The organism is Flavobacterium sp. PL002 (assembly GCF_054165825.1).
The window spans coordinates 3,167,546-3,191,290 of the sequence record NZ_CM135110.1 but is presented as its reverse complement, the minus strand read 5'-3'; the positions used below and the strand labels follow the sequence as shown (position 1 = coordinate 3,191,290).

Here is a 23,745-nt window from a genome sequence, read left to right as displayed (position 1 = left end):
AAACAAAAAAAAGCTACTCCATAGAAGCGATTAACATGCTAATAGGAGTGGCTTTTTTTATTTATAAAATTACTGGGCTAGTACTTATTACTTGTTTTAAATATTACTAATCACTAATCCATTTTCTAGTAATATTTTCTAGATCTGGAATATTAATAGGTTTAGGTAAATAATCATTCATTCCTGATTCAAAGCATTTCTCTTTTTCACCTATTAGTATCCCTGCCGTAATGGCTATTATAGGAATGTCTTGATGTTTGTCCATTGCTCTAATCTCAATTGTTGCTTCGTAACCATTTTTATTAGGCATTTGTACATCCATAAAAATAATATCTAGAGGCAATTTTTTAAACTGTTCCACGGCTTCATTACCATCATAAGCTTCATATATGGTTGCATTAGGTAAAATTCGCTTCATTAGCGTTTTTGCTAAGAGCATGTTTATTTTATTATCCTCAACGATCAGTACATTTTTAAAACTCAAGATCTTGAGAGGTTCCTTATTAGGAATAACTTCATGTGCTATCTCAGGTAGTTTTTCGTATTCTTTTACAACTGCTTTTTGAAATTTTATCGTGAAGAAAAACTCACTTCCTTCTCCAAAATTACTATCTAATTTTAGTGTACTGTTCATTAATGCTAGCAATTGATTAGAAATGGTTAAACCAAGTCCAGTACCTCCAAATTTTCTGCTCGTAGAGGTATCCTCTTGAACAAAGGATTTAAATATTCTTTTTTTATTGTCTTTCTTGATTCCTATTCCCGTATCTTTTACTGAAAATTTAATTTTACAAAAATTATTATTAATTTCAGTTATAGCAGCTACTTTAAGTTTTATAGTTCCTTCGCTAGTAAATTTTAAAGCATTACTCAATAAATTGACTAATATTTGTTTTAATCGCACTGCATCAGCCAAAATATATTCGGGGACATTTTTAGCTATGTTTAATTTAAGTTTTATATTTTTTGAAGTTGCTTGGTGTTTAAACAAATCAATTACTTGATTATTGAGTGCAATTAAATTGACTTTTTCTATATCTAATTCTAATTTTCCAGATTCAATTTTAGAAAAATCGAGTACATCATTTACAATTTGCATTAATGATTTAGCCGACTCATTTACCGTTGACATGTATTCAAACTGGTTCATTTTTAAATTAGACTGCATCAATAAATGTGTAAACCCAATAATTCCATTCAATGGTGTACGTATTTCATGACTCATATTCGCTAAGAAATCTGTTTTGGCTTTATTAGCTGACTCCGCTTGCTCTTTGGATTTCTGAATCTGAATTTCCATTTTCTTACGCTCTGTAATATCAATAAAACTTATTACAACCTCAACAATTTCACCTTTGCTATTCAACATAGGATAGCCATTAACTAAAACCCATTTTGTGTTTTTATGTTCAGACTTGTAAATGCCTATTACAACGTTTTTTATGGGTTTAATGGTATTCAAAATTATACGTATGGGATAATCTGCTTCTTTAATAACTGATCCTTGATCATCTAGAAATTCCCATAAGCTACTATTTTTTTTCTTTTCAAGAATATTTTTTAAATTCAAACCTAATATTTCAGAAGCTTTTTTATTACTCATAATTATTGAAGCATCAGCAGCATGCACAATAATTCCAGCATCTAAATTATTTAGTAAACCTCTATAACGTTCTTCACTTTTTTCAAGAGCAAAGTCTCCTTTTTTAGCATTAGTAATATCTCGAGACAAACATATAAAATGCGTATCCCCATTTTCATTTACTTTCATGGGAGCAACTGATAGTTCAAACCAGTGTGTACCATCAGGAAGTTCAAGAGTATATTGCTTTCCAGTTGAAAAACCTTTTTTAGAAGCTTCCTCTAGAGCAGACAAACTTACTGCTGTAACATTAGGTGGTAAAATATCTTCAAATTTCTTTCCAATAAAATCCTCAGCAGGCATTATTAACATACTTGAATGGTGCGAGTGGAAATTGTAAAAATACCCATCAATTCCTACTTCAAAAAGTAAATCAGGAATAGCATTAAGAATACCTTCAAGTTTTTTATTAATATTTTTAAATTCCAATTCTGCTTTTTTAAGATCAGTTACGTCCAGCATTGATCCTATAAAACGTGTTGGCTTTCCTTTTTCATCTCGTACAATTACAGCACGTTCATAAAAATAACCATAACTACCATTTGCTTTTTTAAAACGGAATTCATTTGACCAAGAATTAGAACTACTTAAGTAACATTCTTCAATACTCTTTATGATTCTATCCTTGTCATCAGGATGCAACTTAGATCTCCACAAAGCTTTATTTTCCTCAGTAGTTAAATTTTTATTATAAGAGTTCAAATTATCGTAGGACACTTGATTGTGCCAATTTTTACCTGTAACAAAATCCAATTCGAATATCGCATCATTTGTTGCTGATGAAATCATTTCAAATCGCTCATTGGCTTTTTTAGTACCTTCTTCGGCAATTTTACGCTCTGTAATATCAGTGATAGTACCTATGTAACCTACAACCTCGTCATTTTTATCTTTTTCAGGAATTGCTTGCCCCATTACCCATCTAATTGTTCCATCAGGCCTTACAAAACGATATTCCGAAAATGATTTTTCTTGTTTATTATTAGCAATTTCCCAAGAACTTATCATTGCTTTTCTATCGTCCTCATGAACGGTATCAAGCCAACCATACCCTAAAGCTTGCTCATAAGGATATCCTGAAATTTGTGTCCAACTAGGATTTACATAAGTAGTTAGTCCCGAAACATCAGTACGAAAAATTCCAACAGGTGAGGCCTCTGTAAGGGTATGGTATCTTTTTTCGCTTTGAAAAATAGCTTCTTCTACTTTTTTACTTTTTATGTCTTTTTCAATTACTTCTAATGCAAAAGCAACATCTCCAGTGGCTTCTTCCAGCAATTTAATTTCTTCTGAATCGAAAAATTGTTTCTCATTCGAGTAAAAATTAAATACACCTACAATTTTTCCAAACTTTTTTATAGGCAATGACATCATGGAGTTGTATCCACGTTTTAAAGCATCTTCTTTCCAAGGTTGCATGACTTCATCATTTTGAATATCATTACAAACTACATAATTACCATCATTTATGACAGTACCTACTGGTCCTCGAGCCCCAATATCATCGATTAGAATTTTTTCAAGTAACTCAATATAACCTAAATCATCACCAGCCATCATCACTGGTTTTACTTTTCCAGTAGTTTTAATTATTTTTCCAATCCAAACCATTTTAAATTTACCAAAATCAATAGCAATTTTGCAAGCCTCTTTAAACAAGGTTTCCTCATCTGTTGTTCTAACAATCATTTGGTTAATTTGACTAATAAACAAGTAGAGTCGGTTATTCTTAATGATTTTTTGTTCAGCAACAATTCTATCCGTGATATCAGTAACAATACCATGACAAATTACAGTTCCTTCAGGTTCAAGAACGGGCAATGAATTTACTTCATGCCAAACAAGCCCTTTTGTGGGATGAATGTAACGGTAAACCACTTTTAGTGGTACAAAAGTACTTTTTGTAATTCTGATTTTCTCTATAACATTTTCAACATCATCAGGGTGTATTAAATCAAACATTTTACTAGAGTCCTCTTTTATATCATCAAAACTAAAACCATAAATAGCTTTAATTGACTCACTAGCATAAGGATAGCTTAAAGAACCATCTAGATTTTGACGCATAGAGTAGATTAAACCAGGAGAGGTAGCAGCTATTTTAGCAAAAACATCACGTTCTTTTTTTAAAATTGTATCCGAAATTACTTTATCAGTTACATCTCTAAAATTGGCAATAATCCCCTCTACAGTACTATCATGAAATCTATTACTAATAACTCCTTCCAGCCAGATATAATGCCCTTTTTTATGTTTTACTTGGAACAAAGCTGGAATTATTTTTCCAGGATTTGCAACAGCTTCTTTTATATTGCCCTGTATAAAATCTAAATAATCAGGGTGAAAATAACCCTCATCAGGAATAACGCTAAACTCTTCATCGGTGTAGCCAGTAATCCTTTCTGAAGATGGGCTACGGAATAGAACATTTAATTTTTCATCAACAACAGTAATGATACCTTCATTGTGTTCAACTAAGGCTCGAAAACGTTTTTCGCTCACCTGAAGTTCATTTTCTGCTGCTTTCTTAGCCGTTATATCTCTAAAGAAGTTTGATATTCCATCTTTGGATGGATAAATTTGGTTCTCAATCCAATACCTATCATTATGTAAATATTGAAAACAGGAATATTGCTGACTTTTTAACGTATTATGAAACGCTGAATATAGCTCTGAATCAACAATTTCAGGAAATTCTGTCCAAATGCACTTTCCAATCATATCAACAGGATTACGCTGTAGCATTTCACCTGCTTTTTTATTCATATACGTATAGCACCAGTTGTTGTCTAGCGCTACAAAGGCATCTGTAATTCTATCAAGTATAGAATTAATAAGATCTTGATTTTCTTTATTAATGGTAATATCTTTGGCGAAGCCTAAAATTCTATTTTCTGAAATTCTTACGGCTTCAATAGCCCTCCAGCGGTATTCTCCGTTTTTATTTTTGCCCCTAACTTCTGACTTTGCTACTCCGTTCACAGAAATATTTGCAAGAAAAGAATGAATTAAATCATTTTGTTCTTCAGGGTTTGTCAAGTCTCCAAATCGTTTTTTTAATAGTTCTTCTTTAGTAAAACCAGTACTTATACAAGCCGCTTTATTAACTTCTAAGTAATAGCCATCATTATCAACTACAAAAACTGAATCAGGAGCATTCTCAATATATTCTCTAAATTTTGAGTTACCTTCCTCTTCAGCAAGTTTGAGTTTTAAAGCAACTTCTCTATTTTTTTTCTCTTTAAGTTTTTCTAGAGTTTTTCTCTTTTCAGTTATATCTTGAGTATTTCCTCTAATCGCAATAAATTTTCCTTTTTTATCAAAAACAGCAACTACTTTAACATTGATACATTTTGTGGTATGCCTTAAAAACAATTCATAATCAAGTTCAAATGGCAGTTGATCCTTTTTTATTTGTTCTATCTTATCTTTAAAAAGTAAAATTTGATCGGGTTTTAATTTTTTTTGGTAAAGTCCAAAGAGATCCTGATTTGCAATTTTTTCTATTTCATAAATGGCATACATTTCATCAGACCACAATAATTGATTTGAATCTAGACTTAATTCCCAAGAACCCATTTTAGCAATTTGCTGGGCACTATTTAATAAATTTTCGCTTTTTTCTAATTGCTCAGTTGCCTTTTTTAAATCTGTAACATCTCTACCTATTGCATAAAATATTTCACGTGAAGTACTTTCAAAACTAGACCATTGAATTATTACAACTTCACCCGTTTTAGTAATTAGTCTGTTTTCAAAGTTTTTAGCAATTTTACCTGATGTCATTCCTGATAACTCCTGTATTGATTCATCGATATCATCAGGATGAATAAAATCAATTATCTTTTTGTTTTCAACCTCGTGTTTACTGTATCCTAATATTTTTTTAAACGTAGGATTAACTTCCTTATAATAGCCGTCAATTCCTGCCATACAAATCAAATCATTTGACTCTTCAAAATAACGGTCAAAATTATTTTTTAATTTATTTTTTTCTTGCAAACGCAGTAATTCTTCCTCTTGATTTTTTACAATTTTAAGAAGCTCCTCGTGACTAAGTTTAGAAAAGGTTGAACTCATAAACATTAAACTATTTATACTATGCTAAATATAAATAAATTTTATGATATAAAAAATAGCCACTATCAAAAATACTTGAGTGTTTTCTAGCCTTTTTTTTATAAAATAACAAGACAGCAAAACAGTTTGGATTGCCAACGGTATTATATCATGCTTAATTAGAGTAAACATGTACTATAACAAGCTAAAATTCAATATAAAAAAATACCTAACAAACTAACAATGTGACAACTATCATTTTATTAATCAAAGCTTTGTTTTAGTTTTACTATTGGTATTGCTAGATAAATTAAAAATAATCTTCAGAAAATAAAAATCGCTCTGTAACAAATGTCACTGCGACTGACAATTAGTTTTTAGACCTTTATCTTTTCAATTAATTAAATCATAGTCATATGTCAAAGATAGTAATTATAGGAGCAGGAATTTCTGGTCACACCGCAGCGGCTCATTTGCGTCGAAAACTCAGCAAGGAACATGAAGTTGTTGTTGTTTCTCCTAATCGAAATTACCAATGGGTGCCATCGAATATTTGGGTGGGAATTGGTAGAATGAAAGCAGAAGAATTAATTTTCCCGCTAGAACCATTATATAAAAGAAAAGGGATTGGTTACAAACAAGCCAAAGTTGTTTCGTTTCATCCAGAAGGAAATACAACAGAAACCAAACCTTATGTAGCGGTCGAATATGTTTTTGGCGCAGATCAAGGAAAGACCGAAAATGTAACCTATGATTATTTAATTAACGCAACGGGGCCAAAATTAGCGTTTGACATGACCGAAGGATTAAATCCGGGCACAAACAAAGCCTACTCGGTCTGTACATACGATCATGCGGAACACGCATGGCACGGTTTAAAAGACCTTATCGATCAATTAAAAGGGTCTAACAAAAAAGCTAAAGTTTTAATTGGAACGGGGCATGCCAAAGCCACTTGTCAAGGTGCTGCTTTTGAATATATTTTGAATGTTGAAAAAGAACTGGTTCGTCATGGTGTAAGAAACCAAGTTGAAGTAACCTGGATTTCTAACGAAAATGATTTAGGCGATTTTGGAATGGATGGGATGCTACTGGATTACAACGGTTTAAACATGAGATCCAAAGACATGATCGAAATGATTTTTGAAGATAGAGGCATCAAATGGATTCTGGGTGCTGGTGTCAATAAAATCGAAGATGGCGTAGCACATTACGAAAATCTAGAAGGAGAATTCAAATCAGAAACCTATGATTTTGCCATGTTGATACCCGCTTTTTCAGGTCATGGTTTTAAAGGGTATGATAAAAATGACGCTGATATTACCGATAAATTATTCAAAGGTTTCATGATTGTAGATGCTGATTATACGCCAAGACCCTACGAAGAATGGACCGTTCAAGATTGGCCAGAAACCTATCAGAATCCCTCTTACAAAAATATTTTTGCACCTGGAATTGCTTTTGCACCACCACATTCTATTTCGAAACCACGAAAAAGTAAAAACGGAACTGATATCTTTCCAGCTCCACCAAGAACAGGAATGCCTTCTGGAATTACAGCTAGACTAGTAGCTGACAACATCATCGATTCTATTAAATCGGGAAAAGAATCTTTGCATCACAAAGGTTCTATGGGTAATATGGGTGCGGCTTGTATCGCTTCGGCAGGTTTTGGAATGACACAAGGAAGCGGCGTGAGTATTACCACCTACCCTATTGTTCCTGATTATATAAAATACCCACAAACCGGTGGTCGTGACATCAATAAAACCTTTGGCGACATTGGATTGGCAGGACATTGGGTAAAACTCTCTTTGCATTATGCCTTTTTATGGAAAGCAAAAATGCGTCCGTTTTGGTGGTTGATTCCTGAATAATATTCAGAGTATAAGACAGAAGTACAAAGCAACTAAAAAATAAAATCATGACACAAAGAATATCAAAATCACAGCATTCAAAAATGCAAAATGTTTTTATACAATTTTTTAAATTTTTCTATTTAAATATTCGAATATTAAAAATTGTTGCTGGCGGACATGGCAGTACTAGAGGATAAAAAACAATCCAAAAACACGGACAATCCTGTACAAAACAAACAAATCCAAAAGCATTTTAGAGCCAATTCTAAAATGCTTTTCTATTTAATTTACTCAGTGTGACATTTGTTACTGTGGAGCCCTTATTGCAAAATTATCTTTGTGTAATAATTAGAACCAAAAAATGATGAAGAAAATAAATTTATTAGTACTAATAGGAACAATTTCGATATCGACTTACAGTTATGGTCAAGAAACGTTGGCTATTTCTAAAAGTGAGCTTTCGCAAAAAGTGACTGAGAAAAATTTACAAATTAAAATTGCAAACCAAGAGTTCAAATCGGCACAAGCAGATTATAGACAATCGAATGCTATTTTCTTACCGAATATCACCGCCTCGCACACTGCGATTACAACTACAAATCCTTTAATGGCTTTTGGATCTAAACTGAATCAAGAAATTTTGACCGCTTCTGATTTTGATCCGAATTTATTGAACAATCCAAATCGTATTCAAAATTTTGCTACCAAATTTGAGATTCTACAACCTTTAATTAATGTAGATGGAATTTATGGTCGTCAGGCAGCTAAGGCTAAAATGAATGCTTTTGCATTACAAACGGAGCGCACCAAAGAATACCTTGAGCTAGAAGTAAATAAATCGTTTATGGAATTGCAACTGGCCTACAAAGCAGTTTCGGTTTTAGAAAAAGCAAATACTACTGCTGATGCTAACTTGAAATTAATAGAAAACTATTTTAAACAAGGAATGCTACAAAAAACAGATTTATTATCCGTTCAAGTGCGTGTAAATGAAGTGAAAAACCAATTGCAATATGCTAAGAGTAACGTTCAAAACGCTTCTGATTATTTGGCTTTTTTACTAAATGAAAATATTGGAGATAAAATATACAAACCAACAGAAGAATTAGAAAACAGTATTACGATTGAAAGCAATGCAACAACTCTTTCTGAAAATCGAAAAGATATTCAAGCAATGAATTTATCGACTACAGCTTATCAAAAAATGATGTTGTCTAGCAAAATGAATTTCTTACCAAGATTAAATGCTTTTGGTAGTTACGAATTGTATGATGATTCCTTATTTGGAACCGCTGCTAAAGGATATACTTTAGGTGCGCAACTGTCATGGAATGTTTTTGATGGTTTTAAATCTATAGGGAAAATGGAAAAAGCAAAGGCTGATTTTCAGAAAGCCGAGATTGAAAACCAACAATATAAGGCCAAAAGCCAATTGGAGTTAAACAAAACCAATCGTCAGATAAGAGATGCTGAGAATAAAGTGAATCTTGCCCAATTGGATCTAGAACAATCACAAGAAGCGTACAGAATAAGAAGCAACCGTTTTACTCAAGGGTTAGAAAAAACAACCGACTTATTACAAACAGAAACACAAATGTTCAAAAAAGAATTAGACTTTTTGCAAGCGGTTTTTGAATACAATTTCACCCAACAATATCTACAGTTTTTAACGAAGTAAACGAAAGAAGAACTAGAATTTATAAAAAACAGCAAACTCAAAACCATGAAAAAAATATTCATACCAATTATAGCCGTAGCGATTTCGACCTTAACTTCTTGCAATGGTGAAAAGAAAGAACCCATCACCGAATTGCCTGCCATTGCAGTAAAAGTAAGTGGTGCTTCTGAAAATGATAACAGTCCTTTTGTAAGTGCTAGCGGAAAAATTGAAGCAGAAAACAGTGCAAATTTAAGCACCAGAATGATGGGATATGTTACTAAAGTAAATGTTATAGTAGGACAAAAAGTAGCCGCTGGACAAATGTTGGTAAGTATCAATAACACCGATTTACAAGCCAAAAAAGCACAAGTTGACGCAAGTATTTTACAAGCAACGGCTGGATATAATAATGCTAAGAAAGATTACGATCGTTTTATGAATTTGTTCAAGCAACAAAGTGCTTCACAAAAAGAATTGGATGATATGACCGCTCGATACGAAATGGCAAAAGCAGGATTGGAAGGAGCCAAACAAATGCGAAATGAAGTCGTAGCACAGTTTAAATACTCCAACATTACAGCTCCGTTTTCGGGCGTGGTAACCAATACTTTTATTAAGGAAGGTGATATGGCCAATCCAGGAATGCCATTGGTAAGTATTGAAGGAGCATCAAAATTACAAGTGACGGCAATGGTATCCGAAAGTGATATTACAGCAATCAAAAAAGGGATGCCTGTTACTGTTTTGGTAAAATCGAGTAACGATCAACTTACCGGAAAAGTAAGCGAAGTAAGCATATCTGCTAAGAATACCGGTGGACAGTATTTAGTTAAAATCAATTTGGACAAGGCAGATGCTTCGGTATTATCAGGCATGTTTGTGAATGTTCAATTTCCAATCGAAAAACAACAAAACGCCTCTAAAAGTGACGTAATGTTAATTCCAGAAACGGCTTTGATAAAACAAGGACAACTTACTGGATTATATGTCATAGGTAACGATAGCATTGCCATATTAAGATGGTTGCGTATTGGTAAAACTTTTGGGAATCAAGTCGAAGTACTTTCTGGATTGGCTGCAAATGAGCAATACATTGTTTCGGCTGAAGGGAAATTGTTTAATGGTGCAAAAGTTAGTATTCAGTAATTAGTGATCAGTTTTCAAAATAATAACTAATAGTGTTCAGTTTCAGGAGGACAACTTTAAACCTGAAACTTTAAACTTTAAACAAAAAAGAATATGCAAGAAGGAATTTCAGGTAAAATTGCCAATTTTTTCATCAATTCAAAACTAACTATTTTGATGATGGTGGGTTTGATGATCATTGGGGTTTATAGTTCTTTTCTGATTCCAAGAGAAGAAGAGCCACAAATTAATGTGCCAATGGCTGACGTCATGGTGGGATATCCAGGAGCGAGCCCTACGGAAGTTGAAAGTCGTGTGGCCAAACCGCTAGAGAAAATTATTTCAAATATTAAAGGGGTTGAGCACGTGCATACGATGGCGATGAACGGTCAAGCGATGCTTATTGTTCAGTTTTATGTGGGTCAGGATGTGGAGCGTTCGTATGTAAAATTATACGACGAACTAGCAAAACACGAAGATATGTTCCCAAAAGGAGTGTACAAACCGATGGTAAAAACACGTTCTATTGACGATGTACCGATGTTGGGTATTACGCTTTGGAGCGAAAAAATGGACGATTTTCAATTGCGCCAGATTGCTGAGGAAGTAACATCGGAAATTGAAAAAGTAAAAGATGTTGCCATCACTAAAGAAATTGGTGGACGTAGCAGAACCTTAAAAGTGGTTCTAGACAAAGATAAAATGGCCGAAAATGGTGTGGATGCCCTAGGTATCATGCAAATGATTCAAGCCAATAATGGGAGCTCACAATCAGGTAGTTTTGTCAATCAAGACCAAGAATATTTGATTACGACTGGTAAATTTTTAACCTCAGCAGATGATGTTGAAAATCTAGTGGTTGGGGTAAACAAAAACTTACCCGTGTACCTAAAACAAGTAGCCAAAATTGAAGACGGACCGTCAACAGCTAGCAATTATGTGTCTTTTGGATACGGAAAAGCCAATAAAGAATACAAAGCAGATCCATCTGAATATCCTGCCGTTACGATATCTGTAGGTAAAGTGAAAGGTGCCGATGCGATGAAAATCTCGGAGAAAATTATTGAAAAAGTAGGCCATTTAAAATCCAATTTGATTCCGAATGATGTGCATGTTGAGGTAACTCGTAATTATGGAGAAACAGCCTCAGACAAAGTAGGCGAATTATTGCTGCACTTAGGAATTGCAATTTTGGCGGTAACTATTTTGGTAATGTTTGCCATGGGATGGCGCGGTGGATTGGTAGTGTTCTTCTCGGTTCCATTAACATTTGCATTGACATTGTTCAGTTATTATATGCTGGATTACACCCTGAACCGTATCACGCTTTTTGCCTTAGTATTTGTGGTGGGAATTGTCGTGGATGATAGTATTATTATTGCCGAGAATATGCACAGGCATTTCAAGATGAAGCGATTGCCGTTTAAACAAGCCGCTATTTATGCGATAAACGAAGTAGGAAACCCAACGATTTTAGCAACATTTACCGTTATTGCTGCTATTTTACCAATGGCATTTGTATCTGGAATGATGGGACCTTATATGAGCCCAATGCCTATAGGCGCATCGATTGCAATGATTTTATCGCTATTTGTTGCCTTGACGGTTACCCCTTATTTAGGATATCACCTATTACAAGAAAAAGACGATCAAGAACATAAAGATGCTGAAGGTTTAGAAACTAGTTTCATTTATAGAATGTACAACAAAATTGAGCGTCCATTGCTTGAGAGTAGTTCTAGAAGAAGAATTCTTGTTGGAATTACCGTACTACTTTTAATAGGTTCTGTTGGAATGTTTTTTGGGAAAGCCGTTTTGGTAAAAATGCTACCTTTTGACAATAAAAACGAGTTCCAAGTGGTGATTGATATGCCCGAAGGTACTACGCTAGAGCGAACTGCCGCAGTGACTAAGGAGATTGCACAATATTTGACTACAATTCCAGAAGTGGTTGATTACCAAAACTACATAGGAACTTCGGCGCCAATTACTTTTAACGGATTGGTACGTCATTATGATTTGCGTGGTGGAAGTAATATGGCAGATATCCAAGTGAATTTGTTGCACAAAGAAGATCGAAAATTACAAAGTCATGATATTGCCAAAACTGTACGTCCTAACATTCAAAAAATTACCCAAAAATATGGTGCGAATGTAAAAATTATTGAAGTTCCGCCTGGGCCTCCTGTATTATCAACATTGGTTGCTGAGGTTTATGGTCCTGATTATAAAGATCAAATAAAAGTAGCGCAACAAGTAAAAGACATTTTGCATAAAACAGATGGCATTGTAGATATTGACTGGACTGTTGAGGACAATCAAGTAGAATACAAACTAGAAGTGGATAAGGAAAAAGCAATGCTAAACGGAATTGCACCGCAACAAGTAGTTGGGAATTTGACTTATTTATTGAAAGAATATCCTGTCTCTGACTTATATGCTGAAACTTCAAATGATAATGTAGCGATTGTGCTTTCACTTGACGACAAGGATAAAACAAGCTTGCAAGACATTCAGAATTTGAAAATAAAAGGAAGTCAAGGTAATATGATTCCCGTAAGTGATTTAGTAAAAGTAGTAAAAGGAACTTTACAAAAAACCATTTATAGAAAAGATCAAAAAAGAGTAGTTTATGTTACGGCTGATATGGCTGGAGCAGTAGAAAGTCCTGTTTATGCCATTCTTGGAATGACCGAGAAACTGGACAAAATGAAAATTCCAAAAGGGTACAAAGTCAATGAATTGTATATGGAACAACCCACAGACGAAAGCGATTTCACTGTAAAATGGGATGGAGAATGGCAGATTACTTTAGAAGTATTCCGTGATTTAGGAGTTGCTTTTATGGTTGCCATTGTGATTATCTATATGTTGATCGTGGGATGGTTCCAAAACTTCAAAACCCCAATCGTAATGATGTTGGCTATTCCGTTATCGTTAATCGGGATTGTATTTGGACACTGGTTGCTAGGCGCTTATTTTACAGCAACTTCTTTTATTGGTATGATTGCCTTGGCGGGAGTTATGGTTCGAAATTCTGTTTTACTGATCGATTTTATCGAAATCAGGCTGAATGATGGTATCGCATTAAAGCAAGCCATTATCGAGGCTGGAGCAGTAAGAACCTCTCCTATTCTATTGACAACAGGAGCTGTTGTAATAGGAGCTTCTATCATCTTGTTTGACCCCTTGTTTCAAGGATTAGCAATTTCGCTAGTATTTGGAGCTATCGTTTCAACTATTCTTACGTTAATTGTAGTGCCTATTATTTACTACATCACTGAGCGTAAAAAATGGGAATCCTCCCCCAACCTTTCCGAAGGAAGAGAGACAGTACCTAAAAAAGAAAATGATATATAAATTTAATGACCTCAATTCCCTCCCTTTTTTGGAGGGAGTTGGGATAATTCTAAAACACTATGAAATTACTCATCATAACAGCTATATCGTCATTTGATAGCGAAGTAAAAAGAATGCTAAAACAATCAGATGTAAAAACCTTTACTTATAAAACAGTAACCGGATTTAAAGATTTATCCGAAGAGGCAATTGAAAGCAATTGGTTTGGAAGCGAAAGCAACGAAAGCGAATCGATACTCTACTATGCATTCGTGAAAAAAGAAAAAGTAGACCTGTTTTTTCAACTTATCGATATTTTTAATGAAGAACAAAAAACTGCTTCTCATATTCATGTAGCTGTATTAAACATCGAAAAGTCAAATTAATAATTTAAACTATGAGGACAATTTATTCTATTCCTCACGACAATAATATGAAAAATAAAGTTTTTAGAATCCTCGTAGGATCGTTCATACTGATCAGTTTATTATTATCTGTTTACGTCAATCAAAATTGGTTGTGGTTCACAGTATTTATAGGCGTTAACCTAATCCAATCCGGATTTACAAAATGGTGTTTATTAGAAACTATTTTATCCAAATTAGGAATAAAAAATTAAGATAGTTACACCTCAACAACCACCCGATTTGCTTCAAGCTTATCGGGTTTTTTAATGTCTGTTTTTAGGGCGTGCCCCCGCCTCCACTGCGTTCTGGCGGCGTCGGGCTATACGTTTCAATCTTTACTCCACTCCGTTCCGTAAAGGATTTCCACTGCTATCCCAATGTCATTAAGTTAATACACAAATAGATAAAAACCATTGGGTTACGAACCTAAATTAGGTTCTTTGTAATTGACAAAAAAAACAATCCCAATGGTAGAAGCAAATATAAAAATAATAGAAGAGTTAAAAGAATTTTTAAAAATTATTAATACTGATCTTGAGTTAAGGAAATTATTTACAAGTAAGGCTTCCGATTTTACTAGAAATAGAAAATTGACCTATAACCGAACTGTGTTTCTAATTGTTAACATGCTCAAAAAGAGTTTATCTATAGAGATTCAAAATTTTTTTGAGAATTGTCTTTCGGAGAATTTAAGCTGCACAAAATCAGCGTTAAGTATCCAGAGAAAAAAGCTAAAACCATTGTTTTTTGAAGTTTGGAATCAGCTATTAGTAAACTCTTTTTATAATTATTATGGTGATAAGGTCAAAAAATGGAATGGTTTCTTACTCATAGCAGTGGATGGCTCTACTATTAATCTGGTAGATAAGCAAGAAGTAAAAAATCATTTTGGTACTCATGGAAATCATATTAAGGAAGTCCCAATGGCTGGAATAATGAAGTTTTATGATGTGTTGAATAAAATTACTGTATTCTCGAAAATACATCCAATAAAAATTGGTGAAAAAAGTATAGTTGCACAGCATATTGAATGTATCCCAGAAGATAGTTTGTCTATTTATGATAGAGGATTTGCGAGTTTTTCATTGATGTATTTATTGATTCATCAGGAAAAGACAAAACATTTTGTGATGCGATGCAAACAAGGTTTTAATAAGGAAGTCAGTGATTTTATGTTAAGTCCAGATGATGATAAAGTTATAAATCTTGGGCCAAATTATAGAGCTATCCATAAAATGAAAGAATATGGGTTCAGTGTTTTTCTTCATACAACAATACCTATACGAATGATAAAGGTAGAATTGGAAACAGGGGAAATAGAAGTTTTACTAACCAATTTGTACGACTGTAAAAAGTACAAAAAAGAGATTTTTAAAACACTTTATTTCATGAGATGGAAGATAGAGACCAGTTACGGCCATGATAAAAATGTGTTGCAGTTAGGGCAATTTAGCGGGCATACGATTTGGAGTATAGAACAGGATTTTTATGCCACAACTTTGGTGTCAAATTTGCAAAGTATAATAGAGAAGCAATGCGAGCCCTATCTGGAAATTAAAAATAAAATTAGGAAGCATGATTATCAAATTAACAGGACATTGAGTATTGGAAGCATGAAAAATAAAATAGTAGCTTTATTGCTTGCAGAGGAACCCAAAATAGTGTTATTAGAATTACAAAATTTATTTGAGAGATATCTTGAGCCTATTAGGATCAATAGAAGTTATGAGCGAAGAAAATCGAAAATAAGACAATCAGGAAAATATAAATCCGTAAATAACTATAAAAGAGTGATCTAATCCTTAACTTAATGACATTGACTGCTATCCCTCACGCGAAACACCACCTACACCATCATTGCGAGCATAATTGTCATTGCGAGCGAAGCAAAGTAAACTCACAATCAAGAGCACACAAACGGAGCAACGATGTTTGATTGCTTCGAAACTAATAATGAGATCCTTAAAAAAACAGCAAAAAAAAAACTCGTATTATATTACATTTTTTTTACGTGACACTTATACAAAGTGCGTTGCAAAAATTAGTAATATTATACGAGTAATTTAAATTATTGTTTGGAAATTATTTACAAACAATTTCGCTAAGAACAGTTGATGTAGTCGCTTGCTCTAGAGTGTATTCGCTTTCTTTGTACAATACAAATTTATCTATGGCATGTCCCGTAGAACGTGCAGAAACCTCCATTGTGTATTCAGCTGCAGTTGTAAATTTTACAAAAATATTATGAGAATCATTGTCAGATGTGCTTGCTTGCCATTTAAAATCTAAATCGTTTCCGCTTCTATAAATTTTAAACCAACCATCAGTAGAAGTTCCATTAGGAGTAGGCGTTTTACCCGATCCACCAGGATAAACTATACTACCAGAAGTTTTTTCTCCATAAAAATCATTAGCATCATTAAATCGCAACCAAGAATCATTATGGTCAGATCCTGATGTTCCTGTTTTTATCGCTGATCTCCAAACAAAACGGTAAATCCCTGGATTATTGACCTTAATTTTAAATTTTGTCAACCCTTTTCCAGGCGTTCCTAGACTCTGTGCTCCGTTCCAAACCATATAGCCTTTTCCAGAGCTGTTTTTATCTGTCTTTACTAATTCCCAATCCGTCGTGAATGCCGCATCTTCAAATTCAACGTTTATTAAATTGTCTTTCTCTACAAAAACAAAATTTTCAGGATTGTCGCAAGTTCCTTCAACTGGAAAATCACAGCAGTTGTCTACTTGTTTTTCTTCATCTTCATCTTTAGAACAAGATAAAAGGGTTAAAAGGGTTAGGGCAAAAAGGGATGCTTTTGATAAAGTAACTTTAAAAATCATAATTAAGTGTTTATATTTTGAATTATAAAACGCTAAAAATAGGATTTATTGTGTAAATCACTCCCATTACTAAGAATAGTATAAATTAAAGCCTCTATTTTAAAAAGTGAGTTACATACTTTCAAATTAATTCTCCTTACCTTTTTTTACTTAAAAGTAATTTTTAAAACATCGCTATAAAAATGTAACCTTATAACATAGGTAGTATTCTTTTTATTTTTGATATCTATAAAATTTATCTTAGTCCTATTTAAAAGCCATTCTTAATTATTTATGGCTGTATTTCTTTCGATAAAAAAAAATTAACAAATTAATAACTCAATATTTGTATATACAACTAAATAAGTTGTTACATTTGTACCAACAAATAACATATACGGAATATGAAAATTGAAGAAATTATAAAAACAAATGTAACACTTACTAATTCGAAAAGAATTATATTAAATGTGTTGTATACTCAAAATATAATCGCTGAAAAATTCAATGAAGTATTAAAGCCTTATGACTTATCTAGCGAGCAATATAACGTGCTGCGAATATTAAGAGGCCAAAATGGTAATCCTACTAATATGTTTGTAATTCAGGAAAGGATGATTGCAAAAACCAGTAATACAACTCGGTTAGTAGACAAATTGTTATTGAAAGAATTTGTAACTCGTAAAGTTTGTCCTGATAATAGACGAAAAATTGAAGTTGCCATTACCCAAAAAGGACTTGATGCACTCACACAGTTAGAGCCTAAGGTAATTGCCCACGAAAATCATTTTGCAAAGAATTTAAATACTGAAGAACTCGAATTATTAAATATTTTAATCGAAAAATACCGAAACCAATAAATAACAACATTATGAGTACATTACTTGACAAACAAAATTGGCGCTATGCAACTAAAAAATACGATAGCACTAAAAAAATAAGCACTGCTGATTTAAATTTTTTAAAAGAAGCAGTTCGTTTAAGCGCTTCTTCGTATGGTTTGCAATTATACAAAGTTTTAATTATCGAAAGCGATGATGTAAAAGCCAAGTTAATTGCTGCTGCTTACGGACAAACACAAATTACGGATGCTTCTCATATTTTTGTTTTTGCCAATCAAACAAATGTTGGTGATGTTGAGATTGAATCTTACATTAAGAATATTAGTGAAACTAGAGGAATACCTACTGATGCTTTAGCTGGTTTTTCTGACTTAATGAAAGGTGCCGTTAGCGGAATGACTGAAGAGTTTAAAAATATTTGGACTACAAAACAAACTTACCTAGCTTTGGGTAATTTATTAAATGCCGCGGCTGAATTGCATATTGACGCAACACCAATGGAAGGTTTTAATGCTTCTCAATTTAATGAGATATTAGGACTAGACAAACTCAACTTGAATGCAGCAGTTATCGCTCCTGTGGGATACCGTCACAATGAGGACGATACACAACACTACAAAAAAGTTAGAAAATCAAACGAGGATTTATTTATTACACTATAATTATATATCAATTTTAAAATCAAACAAATGAAAAATTTAAAATCAATTGCATTAGCATTAGTAGTAGTTTTTGCTACAGCAACAGTATCAGCACAAACTAAAAAAGTAGACGCTGCAAAAAGCACCATTAACTGGTTAGCTAAAAAAGTAACAGGTGAACACAGCGGAACAGTAAACCTAAAAGATGGTGCACTTGTATTTAAAGGTGATAAATTAGTTGGTGGAACTTTTACTACTGATATGACTTCATTAACTGCAACTGATTTAACTGGTGAATATCTAGGTAAATTAAACGGTCACTTGAAATCAGAAGATTTCTTTGGAACAGAAAAATTCCCAACTTCAGTTTTAGTTTTCAAAAAAATTGGAACTAAATCTAAAGGAGTTTATGCTGTGGTTGCTGATTTAACAATCAAAGGAATTACAAAATCAGTTTCTTTTGACATGACTGTAAACGGAAACACTGCAACTACTAAATTTATGGTAGACAGAACTCAATATGATATCAAATACAACTCTGCAAGCATCTTTAGTTCAATAGGTGACAAAGCTATTTCAGACGAATTTGAATTGGCTGTAGCTTTAAAATTCTAATACTTTTTTTAAAGTATATAAAAAAACCCAGCAAGTAATTGTTGGGTTTTTTATTTCCACAGCTTCTACAGATATTAAAGTTTTATAAATTTTAATATTTATTGTTTTAATATGATTGTCATATAAATATATTTTCTATCTTTGACTTATGAAAACAATTACAAACAATACTTGGTGGTGGAACAATTTACGTCAAACGTCGTGAACTAAGCACCTATGGTATTTTTTGAATACAAATATAAAAGGCTTGTCATCACGACAAGCCTTTTTCCGTTTTTATACTTTTAAATAAATTATAAATCATCAAAATTTATTCGCATTGAAATCATTTAAATTAAATACTAAATACAAACAAATTCTAGCAGACACCATTACGCCTGTTAGTATTTACCTTAAAATTCGCGACAAATTCCCTAATAGTTTGCTTCTAGAAAGTAGCGACTATCACGGCGGAGACAACAGCTTCTCCTATATTTGCTGCAATCCCATAGCATCTATAAAAATTGAAAACGAGACAATTTTAAAATCATATCCTGACGGAACTTCTGAAAAGATCTTTATTAATGAGCAGACTTCTGTTCCTGAAATCATTCAAGAATTCTCACATGAGTTCACATCAGAGAAGAACGATTTTAAATTTATAAACAACGGTTTGTTTGGATACTTATCTTATGACGCTGTTCGTTATTTTGAAAAAGTAACAATCGCAAAAAAAGAAAATAGCAACACTATTCCTGATGTTTATTACGCCGTTTATCAAAACATCATCGCTATCAATCACTTTAAAAATGAAGCGTATTTATTTTGTCACAGTCTAGATGAAGATACTAATAATCTTGCTGAAATAGAACAACTCTTGCAATCACGCAACATTGCTTCTTACAAGTTTACAAAGGATGGTGAGGGTTTCTCTAACCTTACAGATGATGAGTTCAAGCACAATGTGGCTTTAGCCAAAAAACACTGTTTCCGTGGAGACGTTTTTCAATTGGTTTTATCACGTCGTTTCACGCAAGGTTTTAAAGGTGACGAATTTAACGTATACAGAGCTTTAAGAAGCATCAATCCTTCACCTTACCTATTCTTCTTTGATTATGGTGATTTTAAAATTTTTGGGTCTTCGCCCGAAGCGCAAATTATTGTTAAAGATCGCAAAGCCGAAATCCATCCTATAGCCGGAACTTTTAAGCGCACCGGAGATGATGAGAAAGATGCTATTTTAGCCAAACAATTATCTGAAGATAAAAAAGAAAATAGCGAGCATGTCATGTTGGTTGATTTAGCTCGAAATGACCTAAGCCGCAACGGACACCATGTAAATGTAGAGCGTTATAGAGAGGTGCAGTTTTTCTCTCACGTGATTCACTTAGTTTCTAAAGTTACAGGACATTTACACGATAAAGCAACAACAATGCAGGTCGTAGCTGATACTTTTCCAGCAGGAACGTTAAGCGGAGCACCTAAGCATAGAGCCATGCAATTAATCGAAGATTACGAAAAAACAAATCGTAATTTCTATGGTGGTGCGATTGGCTTCATGGATTTTGAAGGGAACTTCAATCATGCCATTATGATTCGAACATTCTTGAGTAAAAATCACCAACTCCATTCACAAGCCGGTGCAGGAATTGTAGCAAGCTCTGACGAAGAAAGCGAAATGCAAGAAGTGTATAACAAGCTAAGAGCATTGAATACAGCATTAGATTTAGCTGAAACAATATAATCCCCTAACCCCCGAAGGGGGAATTAAAAATTTTAATTAAGACAAAAAATGACAAAAGCAAATACATCCTCTGCATCAGTTCCCCCTTCGGGGGCTAGGGGAAAAATACTAGTTATAGACAATTACGATAGTTTCACTTACAACCTAGTGCATTACTTAGAAGATTTAGACTGTCAAGTGACCGTTTACAGAAACGATGAGTTTGCAATAGATGACATTGCTAATTTTGATAAAATACTACTTTCTCCAGGCCCAGGAATTCCAGATGAAGCTGGCTTGTTGAAAGCTGTGATTGAAAAATACGGACCTACAAAAAGTATCTTCGGGGTTTGTTTAGGACAGCAAGCCATAGGGGAAGTATATGGCGGAACACTATCTAACTTAGATAAAGTATACCACGGCATCGCCACTAATGTTAAAACAGTAGTAGATGACGAACTTTTATTTGAAGGATTGGGTAATGAGTTTGAAGTGGGACGCTACCACTCATGGGTAGTAGATCCTAATCTACCTGATGTTCTAGAGGCAACCTCATTTGATGAGAATGGTCAAGTTATGTCACTACGCCACAAAACCTATGACGTACGTGGGGTACAATTTCACCCAGAAAGTGTGTTAACACCAAACGGGAAAAGAATGTTAGAGAACTGGGTGAATATCCTCCCCCCGACCCCCTCCGAAGGAGTGGGAGCCAAAACGGAACTAGATAATTGATACTTATTTACCGTCATAGTTTGCTAAAAAACATTGCAAGCAAAGTTTACAAAAAATGTTCGCAGTTAAAGTTTCAACATAAAGTATAAAGACAAAGTTTACGCACGTAGTTTAAAGACAAAGTTTAACCATCCAGTCACCCCCTCCTTTGGAGGGGGCCGGGGGAGGATAACAAAAAAACAAAATGAAAAACATATTAAACAGATTAATCAATCACGAAACGCTTTCAAAAGAAGAAGCAAAAAGCGTGTTGGTTAATATTTCAAACGGAAATTACAATCCAAGTCAAATAGCCGCTTTTGTGACTGTTTACATGATGCGTAGCATAAGTATTGAGGAACTGGCCGGTTTTCGTGAGGCGCTATTAGAGCTTTGCATTCGAGTAGATTTATCTGCTTACGATACAATCGATTTGTGCGGGACAGGTGGTGACGGTAAAGACACTTTCAACATCTCGACGCTAGCTTCATTTATTACTGCAGGTGCAGGTGTCAAGGTAGCTAAACATGGTAACTACGGACTATCGTCAATCTCAGGTTCAAGTAATGTGATGGAAAGTCTAGGAATCAAATTCAGTAATGATGCTGACTTCCTTGAAAAATCTATCGATCAAGCTGGAATTTGTATTTTACACGCTCCTTTGTTTCATCCTGCAATGAAAAATGTGGGGCCCATTCGAAAAGAACTAGCCGTAAAAACGTTCTTCAACATGCTAGGTCCTATGGTGAATCCTTCATTCCCGCAGAACCAATTAGTAGGAGTTTTTAACCTAGAGTTAGCGAGAATGTATGCTTACTTATATCAAAATACCGATGTGAATTTTACCATTTTACATTCTCTTGATGGATACGACGAAATTTCGTTAACAAGCCCCACGAAGATTATCACTAGCAGTATGGAAGGAATGCTTTCTCACGAGACTTTTAATGTAAATCAGTTACAGCAAAGTGAAATCGAAGGTGGAACAACAATAGCAGCATCAGCAAAAATGTTTACAGACATCCTTTCAGGCAAAGGAACCGAAGCGCAAAACAATGTTGTCTGTGCAAATGCTGCTATGGCAATTGCCACAGTAACAGGATGTACTCCATTAGATGGTTTCGCTAAAGCAAAGGAAAGTTTGCTATCAGGAAAAGGAATGAAAGCATTGACAAAATTACAGGAGTTGAGCAAAAGTTAGTTTCAAGTTTTTTTTGTTTCAAGTTTCAAGTTACACAAACTGGGAACCTGAAACTTTAAACTTTAAACTTTAAACAAATAATAAGATCATGAACATACTCGATAAAATAATAGTAGATAAAAAACGAGAAATCATTCTCAAAAAAAGCATTATTCCGGTTTCTCAATTAGAAGCTTCGGTGTTTTTTTCGAAAGAGACTATTTCATTAAGCACTAGTTTAAGAAACAGCAACACTGGAATCATTGCGGAGCACAAGCGCCGTTCTCCTTCTAAGTCGGTTATCAATCATAGCTTTACAGTGGAAGAAGTTGTCAAAGGATATGAGAGCGCTGGAGCTTGCGGAATTTCAGTTTTAACAGATGGAAAATACTTTGGTGGATCATTAGACGATTTACTATTGGCGAGAGCTTCGGTAAATATTCCGCTATTGCGAAAAGAATTTATTGTAGACGAATACCAAATACTTGAAGCAAAGGCACATGGAGCAGATTTAATTTTGCTTATCGCTGCGGTACTAACGCGAGACGAAATCAAATCATTATCTGAATTTGCTAAAAGTTTAGGGTTGGAGGTTTTACTAGAAGTGCACAATCAAGAAGAGTTAGAAAAATCGATTATGCCCACGTTAGACATGATTGGCGTGAATAATAGAAATTTGAAAACCTTTGAAGTGAGTTTGGATTTCAGCAAGCAATTAGCAGACATGATTCCGAATGAATTCGTAAAAGTATCCGAAAGTGGCATTAGCTCAATCGAAGCGATAACAGAATTAAAACCTTATGGTTACAAGGGATTTTTAATAGGGGAAAACTTTATGAAAACAGATGATGCTGGAAAAGCAGCAACGGAATTCATAAAGCAACTAGCCCCCGAAGGGGGAACTCCTCTTTTTGTGGACATGTAAAAGAAGAAAGAGGCAAGAGATAAGAGTAAGCAGCGAGCAGTGAGCAGTGAGCAGTGAGCAGTGAGCAGTGAGCAGTGAGCAGTGAGCAGTGAGCAGTGAGCAGTGAGCAGTGAGCAGTAAAAAACTTCTACCGAAGTTTTTAATATAAATAGATATGAAAAAGACAATCAAAGTTAACACAAAGTCTCCCTCCCCTTCGGGGAGGGCCGGGGTGG

Annotated in this window: 17 protein-coding genes; 15 read left to right on the top strand and 2 right to left on the bottom strand. The window is 34.1% G+C overall.

Annotated features, from left to right (window positions below; genetic code table 11):
• Window positions 1-106: 106 nt before the first annotated feature.
• Window positions 107-5,722 carry a PAS domain S-box protein gene (locus ACVEGE_RS13940; protein WP_192500498.1) on the bottom strand — a complete coding sequence of 1,872 codons (5,616 nt, stop codon included), beginning with the start codon at window positions 5,720-5,722 and terminating at the stop codon, window positions 107-109.
• 395 nt (window positions 5,723-6,117) lie between these two features.
• Between ACVEGE_RS13940 and ACVEGE_RS13935 the strand changes: the two genes are divergently transcribed.
• From ACVEGE_RS13935 to ACVEGE_RS13900, 8 genes are all read left to right on the top strand, one after another.
• Window positions 6,118-7,578: an NAD(P)/FAD-dependent oxidoreductase gene (locus tag ACVEGE_RS13935; RefSeq protein ID WP_192500499.1), complete on the top strand. Its 1,461-nt coding sequence runs from the start codon at window positions 6,118-6,120 to the stop codon at window positions 7,576-7,578.
• Window positions 7,579-7,625: 47 nt separating this feature from the next.
• Entirely contained in the window at window positions 7,626-7,757 is a 132-nt protein-coding gene (locus ACVEGE_RS13930) for a hypothetical protein (protein ID WP_255505326.1), read from the top strand.
• Window positions 7,758-7,924: 167 nt separating this feature from the next.
• Window positions 7,925-9,238, top strand: a complete 1,314-nt coding sequence (locus ACVEGE_RS13925; RefSeq protein WP_192500540.1) for a TolC family protein — start codon at window positions 7,925-7,927, stop codon at window positions 9,236-9,238.
• A gap of 45 nt (window positions 9,239-9,283) precedes the next feature.
• Window positions 9,284-10,366: an efflux RND transporter periplasmic adaptor subunit gene (locus ACVEGE_RS13920; protein ID WP_192500500.1), complete on the top strand. Its 1,083-nt coding sequence runs from the start codon at window positions 9,284-9,286 to the stop codon at window positions 10,364-10,366.
• A 93-nt stretch (window positions 10,367-10,459) separates the two neighbouring features.
• Entirely contained in the window at window positions 10,460-13,705 is a 3,246-nt protein-coding gene (locus ACVEGE_RS13915; protein ID WP_192500501.1) for an efflux RND transporter permease subunit, read from the top strand.
• Window positions 13,706-13,764: 59 nt separating this feature from the next.
• Window positions 13,765-14,070: a hypothetical protein gene (locus ACVEGE_RS13910; RefSeq protein ID WP_192500502.1), complete on the top strand. Its 306-nt coding sequence runs from the start codon at window positions 13,765-13,767 to the stop codon at window positions 14,068-14,070.
• Window positions 14,071-14,117: 47 nt separating this feature from the next.
• On the top strand, window positions 14,118-14,303 hold the full coding sequence (locus ACVEGE_RS13905) for a YgaP family membrane protein (RefSeq protein WP_192500541.1): 186 nt from the start codon (window positions 14,118-14,120) through the stop codon (window positions 14,301-14,303).
• Window positions 14,304-14,558: 255 nt separating this feature from the next.
• Window positions 14,559-15,890: an IS4 family transposase gene (locus tag ACVEGE_RS13900; RefSeq protein WP_192500503.1), complete on the top strand. Its 1,332-nt coding sequence runs from the start codon at window positions 14,559-14,561 to the stop codon at window positions 15,888-15,890.
• A 283-nt stretch (window positions 15,891-16,173) separates the two neighbouring features.
• Here the strand turns inward: ACVEGE_RS13900 and ACVEGE_RS13895 are convergent, their stop codons facing one another.
• Window positions 16,174-16,932 carry a hypothetical protein gene (locus ACVEGE_RS13895; protein WP_192500504.1) on the bottom strand — a complete coding sequence of 253 codons (759 nt, stop codon included), beginning with the start codon at window positions 16,930-16,932 and terminating at the stop codon, window positions 16,174-16,176.
• A gap of 383 nt (window positions 16,933-17,315) precedes the next feature.
• Between ACVEGE_RS13895 and ACVEGE_RS13890 the strand changes: the two genes are divergently transcribed.
• From ACVEGE_RS13890 to trpC, 7 genes are all read left to right on the top strand, one after another.
• Complete coding sequence (locus ACVEGE_RS13890) at window positions 17,316-17,771, top strand: MarR family winged helix-turn-helix transcriptional regulator (RefSeq protein WP_173855827.1); 456 nt, start codon at window positions 17,316-17,318, stop codon at window positions 17,769-17,771.
• An 11-nt stretch (window positions 17,772-17,782) separates the two neighbouring features.
• Entirely contained in the window at window positions 17,783-18,415 is a 633-nt protein-coding gene (locus tag ACVEGE_RS13885; protein ID WP_192500505.1) for an NAD(P)H-dependent oxidoreductase, read from the top strand.
• Window positions 18,416-18,442: 27 nt separating this feature from the next.
• Window positions 18,443-19,009, top strand: coding sequence for a YceI family protein (locus ACVEGE_RS13880; protein ID WP_173855829.1), 567 nt, complete (start codon window positions 18,443-18,445; stop codon window positions 19,007-19,009).
• A 319-nt stretch (window positions 19,010-19,328) separates the two neighbouring features.
• Window positions 19,329-20,732: an anthranilate synthase component I family protein gene (locus tag ACVEGE_RS13875; RefSeq protein ID WP_192500506.1), complete on the top strand. Its 1,404-nt coding sequence runs from the start codon at window positions 19,329-19,331 to the stop codon at window positions 20,730-20,732.
• A 48-nt stretch (window positions 20,733-20,780) separates the two neighbouring features.
• The gene (locus tag ACVEGE_RS13870) at window positions 20,781-21,446 is read left to right on the top strand and encodes an anthranilate synthase component II (protein ID WP_192500507.1); all 666 of its coding nucleotides are present in this window, start codon (window positions 20,781-20,783) and stop codon (window positions 21,444-21,446) included.
• Between the two features lie 184 nt (window positions 21,447-21,630).
• Window positions 21,631-22,626, top strand: coding sequence for an anthranilate phosphoribosyltransferase (gene trpD / locus ACVEGE_RS13865; protein ID WP_192500508.1), 996 nt, complete (start codon window positions 21,631-21,633; stop codon window positions 22,624-22,626).
• Between the two features lie 88 nt (window positions 22,627-22,714).
• Window positions 22,715-23,530, top strand: a complete 816-nt coding sequence (trpC, locus tag ACVEGE_RS13860) for an indole-3-glycerol phosphate synthase TrpC (protein WP_192500509.1) — start codon at window positions 22,715-22,717, stop codon at window positions 23,528-23,530.
• The last annotated feature ends 215 nt before the right edge of the window (window positions 23,531-23,745 follow it).

What these genes read in the sequence shown, in the direction of transcription:
- ACVEGE_RS13940 (WP_192500498.1), bottom strand. Translation starts at nt 5,722, where the DNA reads ATGAGTTCAACCTTTTCTAAACTTAGTCACGAGGAGCTTCTTAAAATT.
- ACVEGE_RS13935 (WP_192500499.1), top strand. Translation starts at nt 6,118, where the DNA reads ATGTCAAAGATAGTAATTATAGGAGCAGGAATTTCTGGTCACACCGCA.
- ACVEGE_RS13930 (WP_255505326.1), top strand. Translation starts at nt 7,626, where the DNA reads ATGACACAAAGAATATCAAAATCACAGCATTCAAAAATGCAAAATGTT.
- ACVEGE_RS13925 (WP_192500540.1), top strand. Translation starts at nt 7,925, where the DNA reads ATGAAGAAAATAAATTTATTAGTACTAATAGGAACAATTTCGATATCG.
- ACVEGE_RS13920 (WP_192500500.1), top strand. Translation starts at nt 9,284, where the DNA reads ATGAAAAAAATATTCATACCAATTATAGCCGTAGCGATTTCGACCTTA.
- ACVEGE_RS13915 (WP_192500501.1), top strand. Translation starts at nt 10,460, where the DNA reads ATGCAAGAAGGAATTTCAGGTAAAATTGCCAATTTTTTCATCAATTCA.
- ACVEGE_RS13910 (WP_192500502.1), top strand. Translation starts at nt 13,765, where the DNA reads ATGAAATTACTCATCATAACAGCTATATCGTCATTTGATAGCGAAGTA.
- ACVEGE_RS13905 (WP_192500541.1), top strand. Translation starts at nt 14,118, where the DNA reads ATGAAAAATAAAGTTTTTAGAATCCTCGTAGGATCGTTCATACTGATC.
- ACVEGE_RS13900 (WP_192500503.1), top strand. Translation starts at nt 14,559, where the DNA reads ATGGTAGAAGCAAATATAAAAATAATAGAAGAGTTAAAAGAATTTTTA.
- ACVEGE_RS13895 (WP_192500504.1), bottom strand. Translation starts at nt 16,932, where the DNA reads ATGATTTTTAAAGTTACTTTATCAAAAGCATCCCTTTTTGCCCTAACC.
- ACVEGE_RS13890 (WP_173855827.1), top strand. Translation starts at nt 17,316, where the DNA reads ATGAAAATTGAAGAAATTATAAAAACAAATGTAACACTTACTAATTCG.
- ACVEGE_RS13885 (WP_192500505.1), top strand. Translation starts at nt 17,783, where the DNA reads ATGAGTACATTACTTGACAAACAAAATTGGCGCTATGCAACTAAAAAA.
- ACVEGE_RS13880 (WP_173855829.1), top strand. Translation starts at nt 18,443, where the DNA reads ATGAAAAATTTAAAATCAATTGCATTAGCATTAGTAGTAGTTTTTGCT.
- ACVEGE_RS13870 (WP_192500507.1), top strand. Translation starts at nt 20,781, where the DNA reads ATGACAAAAGCAAATACATCCTCTGCATCAGTTCCCCCTTCGGGGGCT.
- trpD (WP_192500508.1), top strand. Translation starts at nt 21,631, where the DNA reads ATGAAAAACATATTAAACAGATTAATCAATCACGAAACGCTTTCAAAA.
- trpC (WP_192500509.1), top strand. Translation starts at nt 22,715, where the DNA reads ATGAACATACTCGATAAAATAATAGTAGATAAAAAACGAGAAATCATT.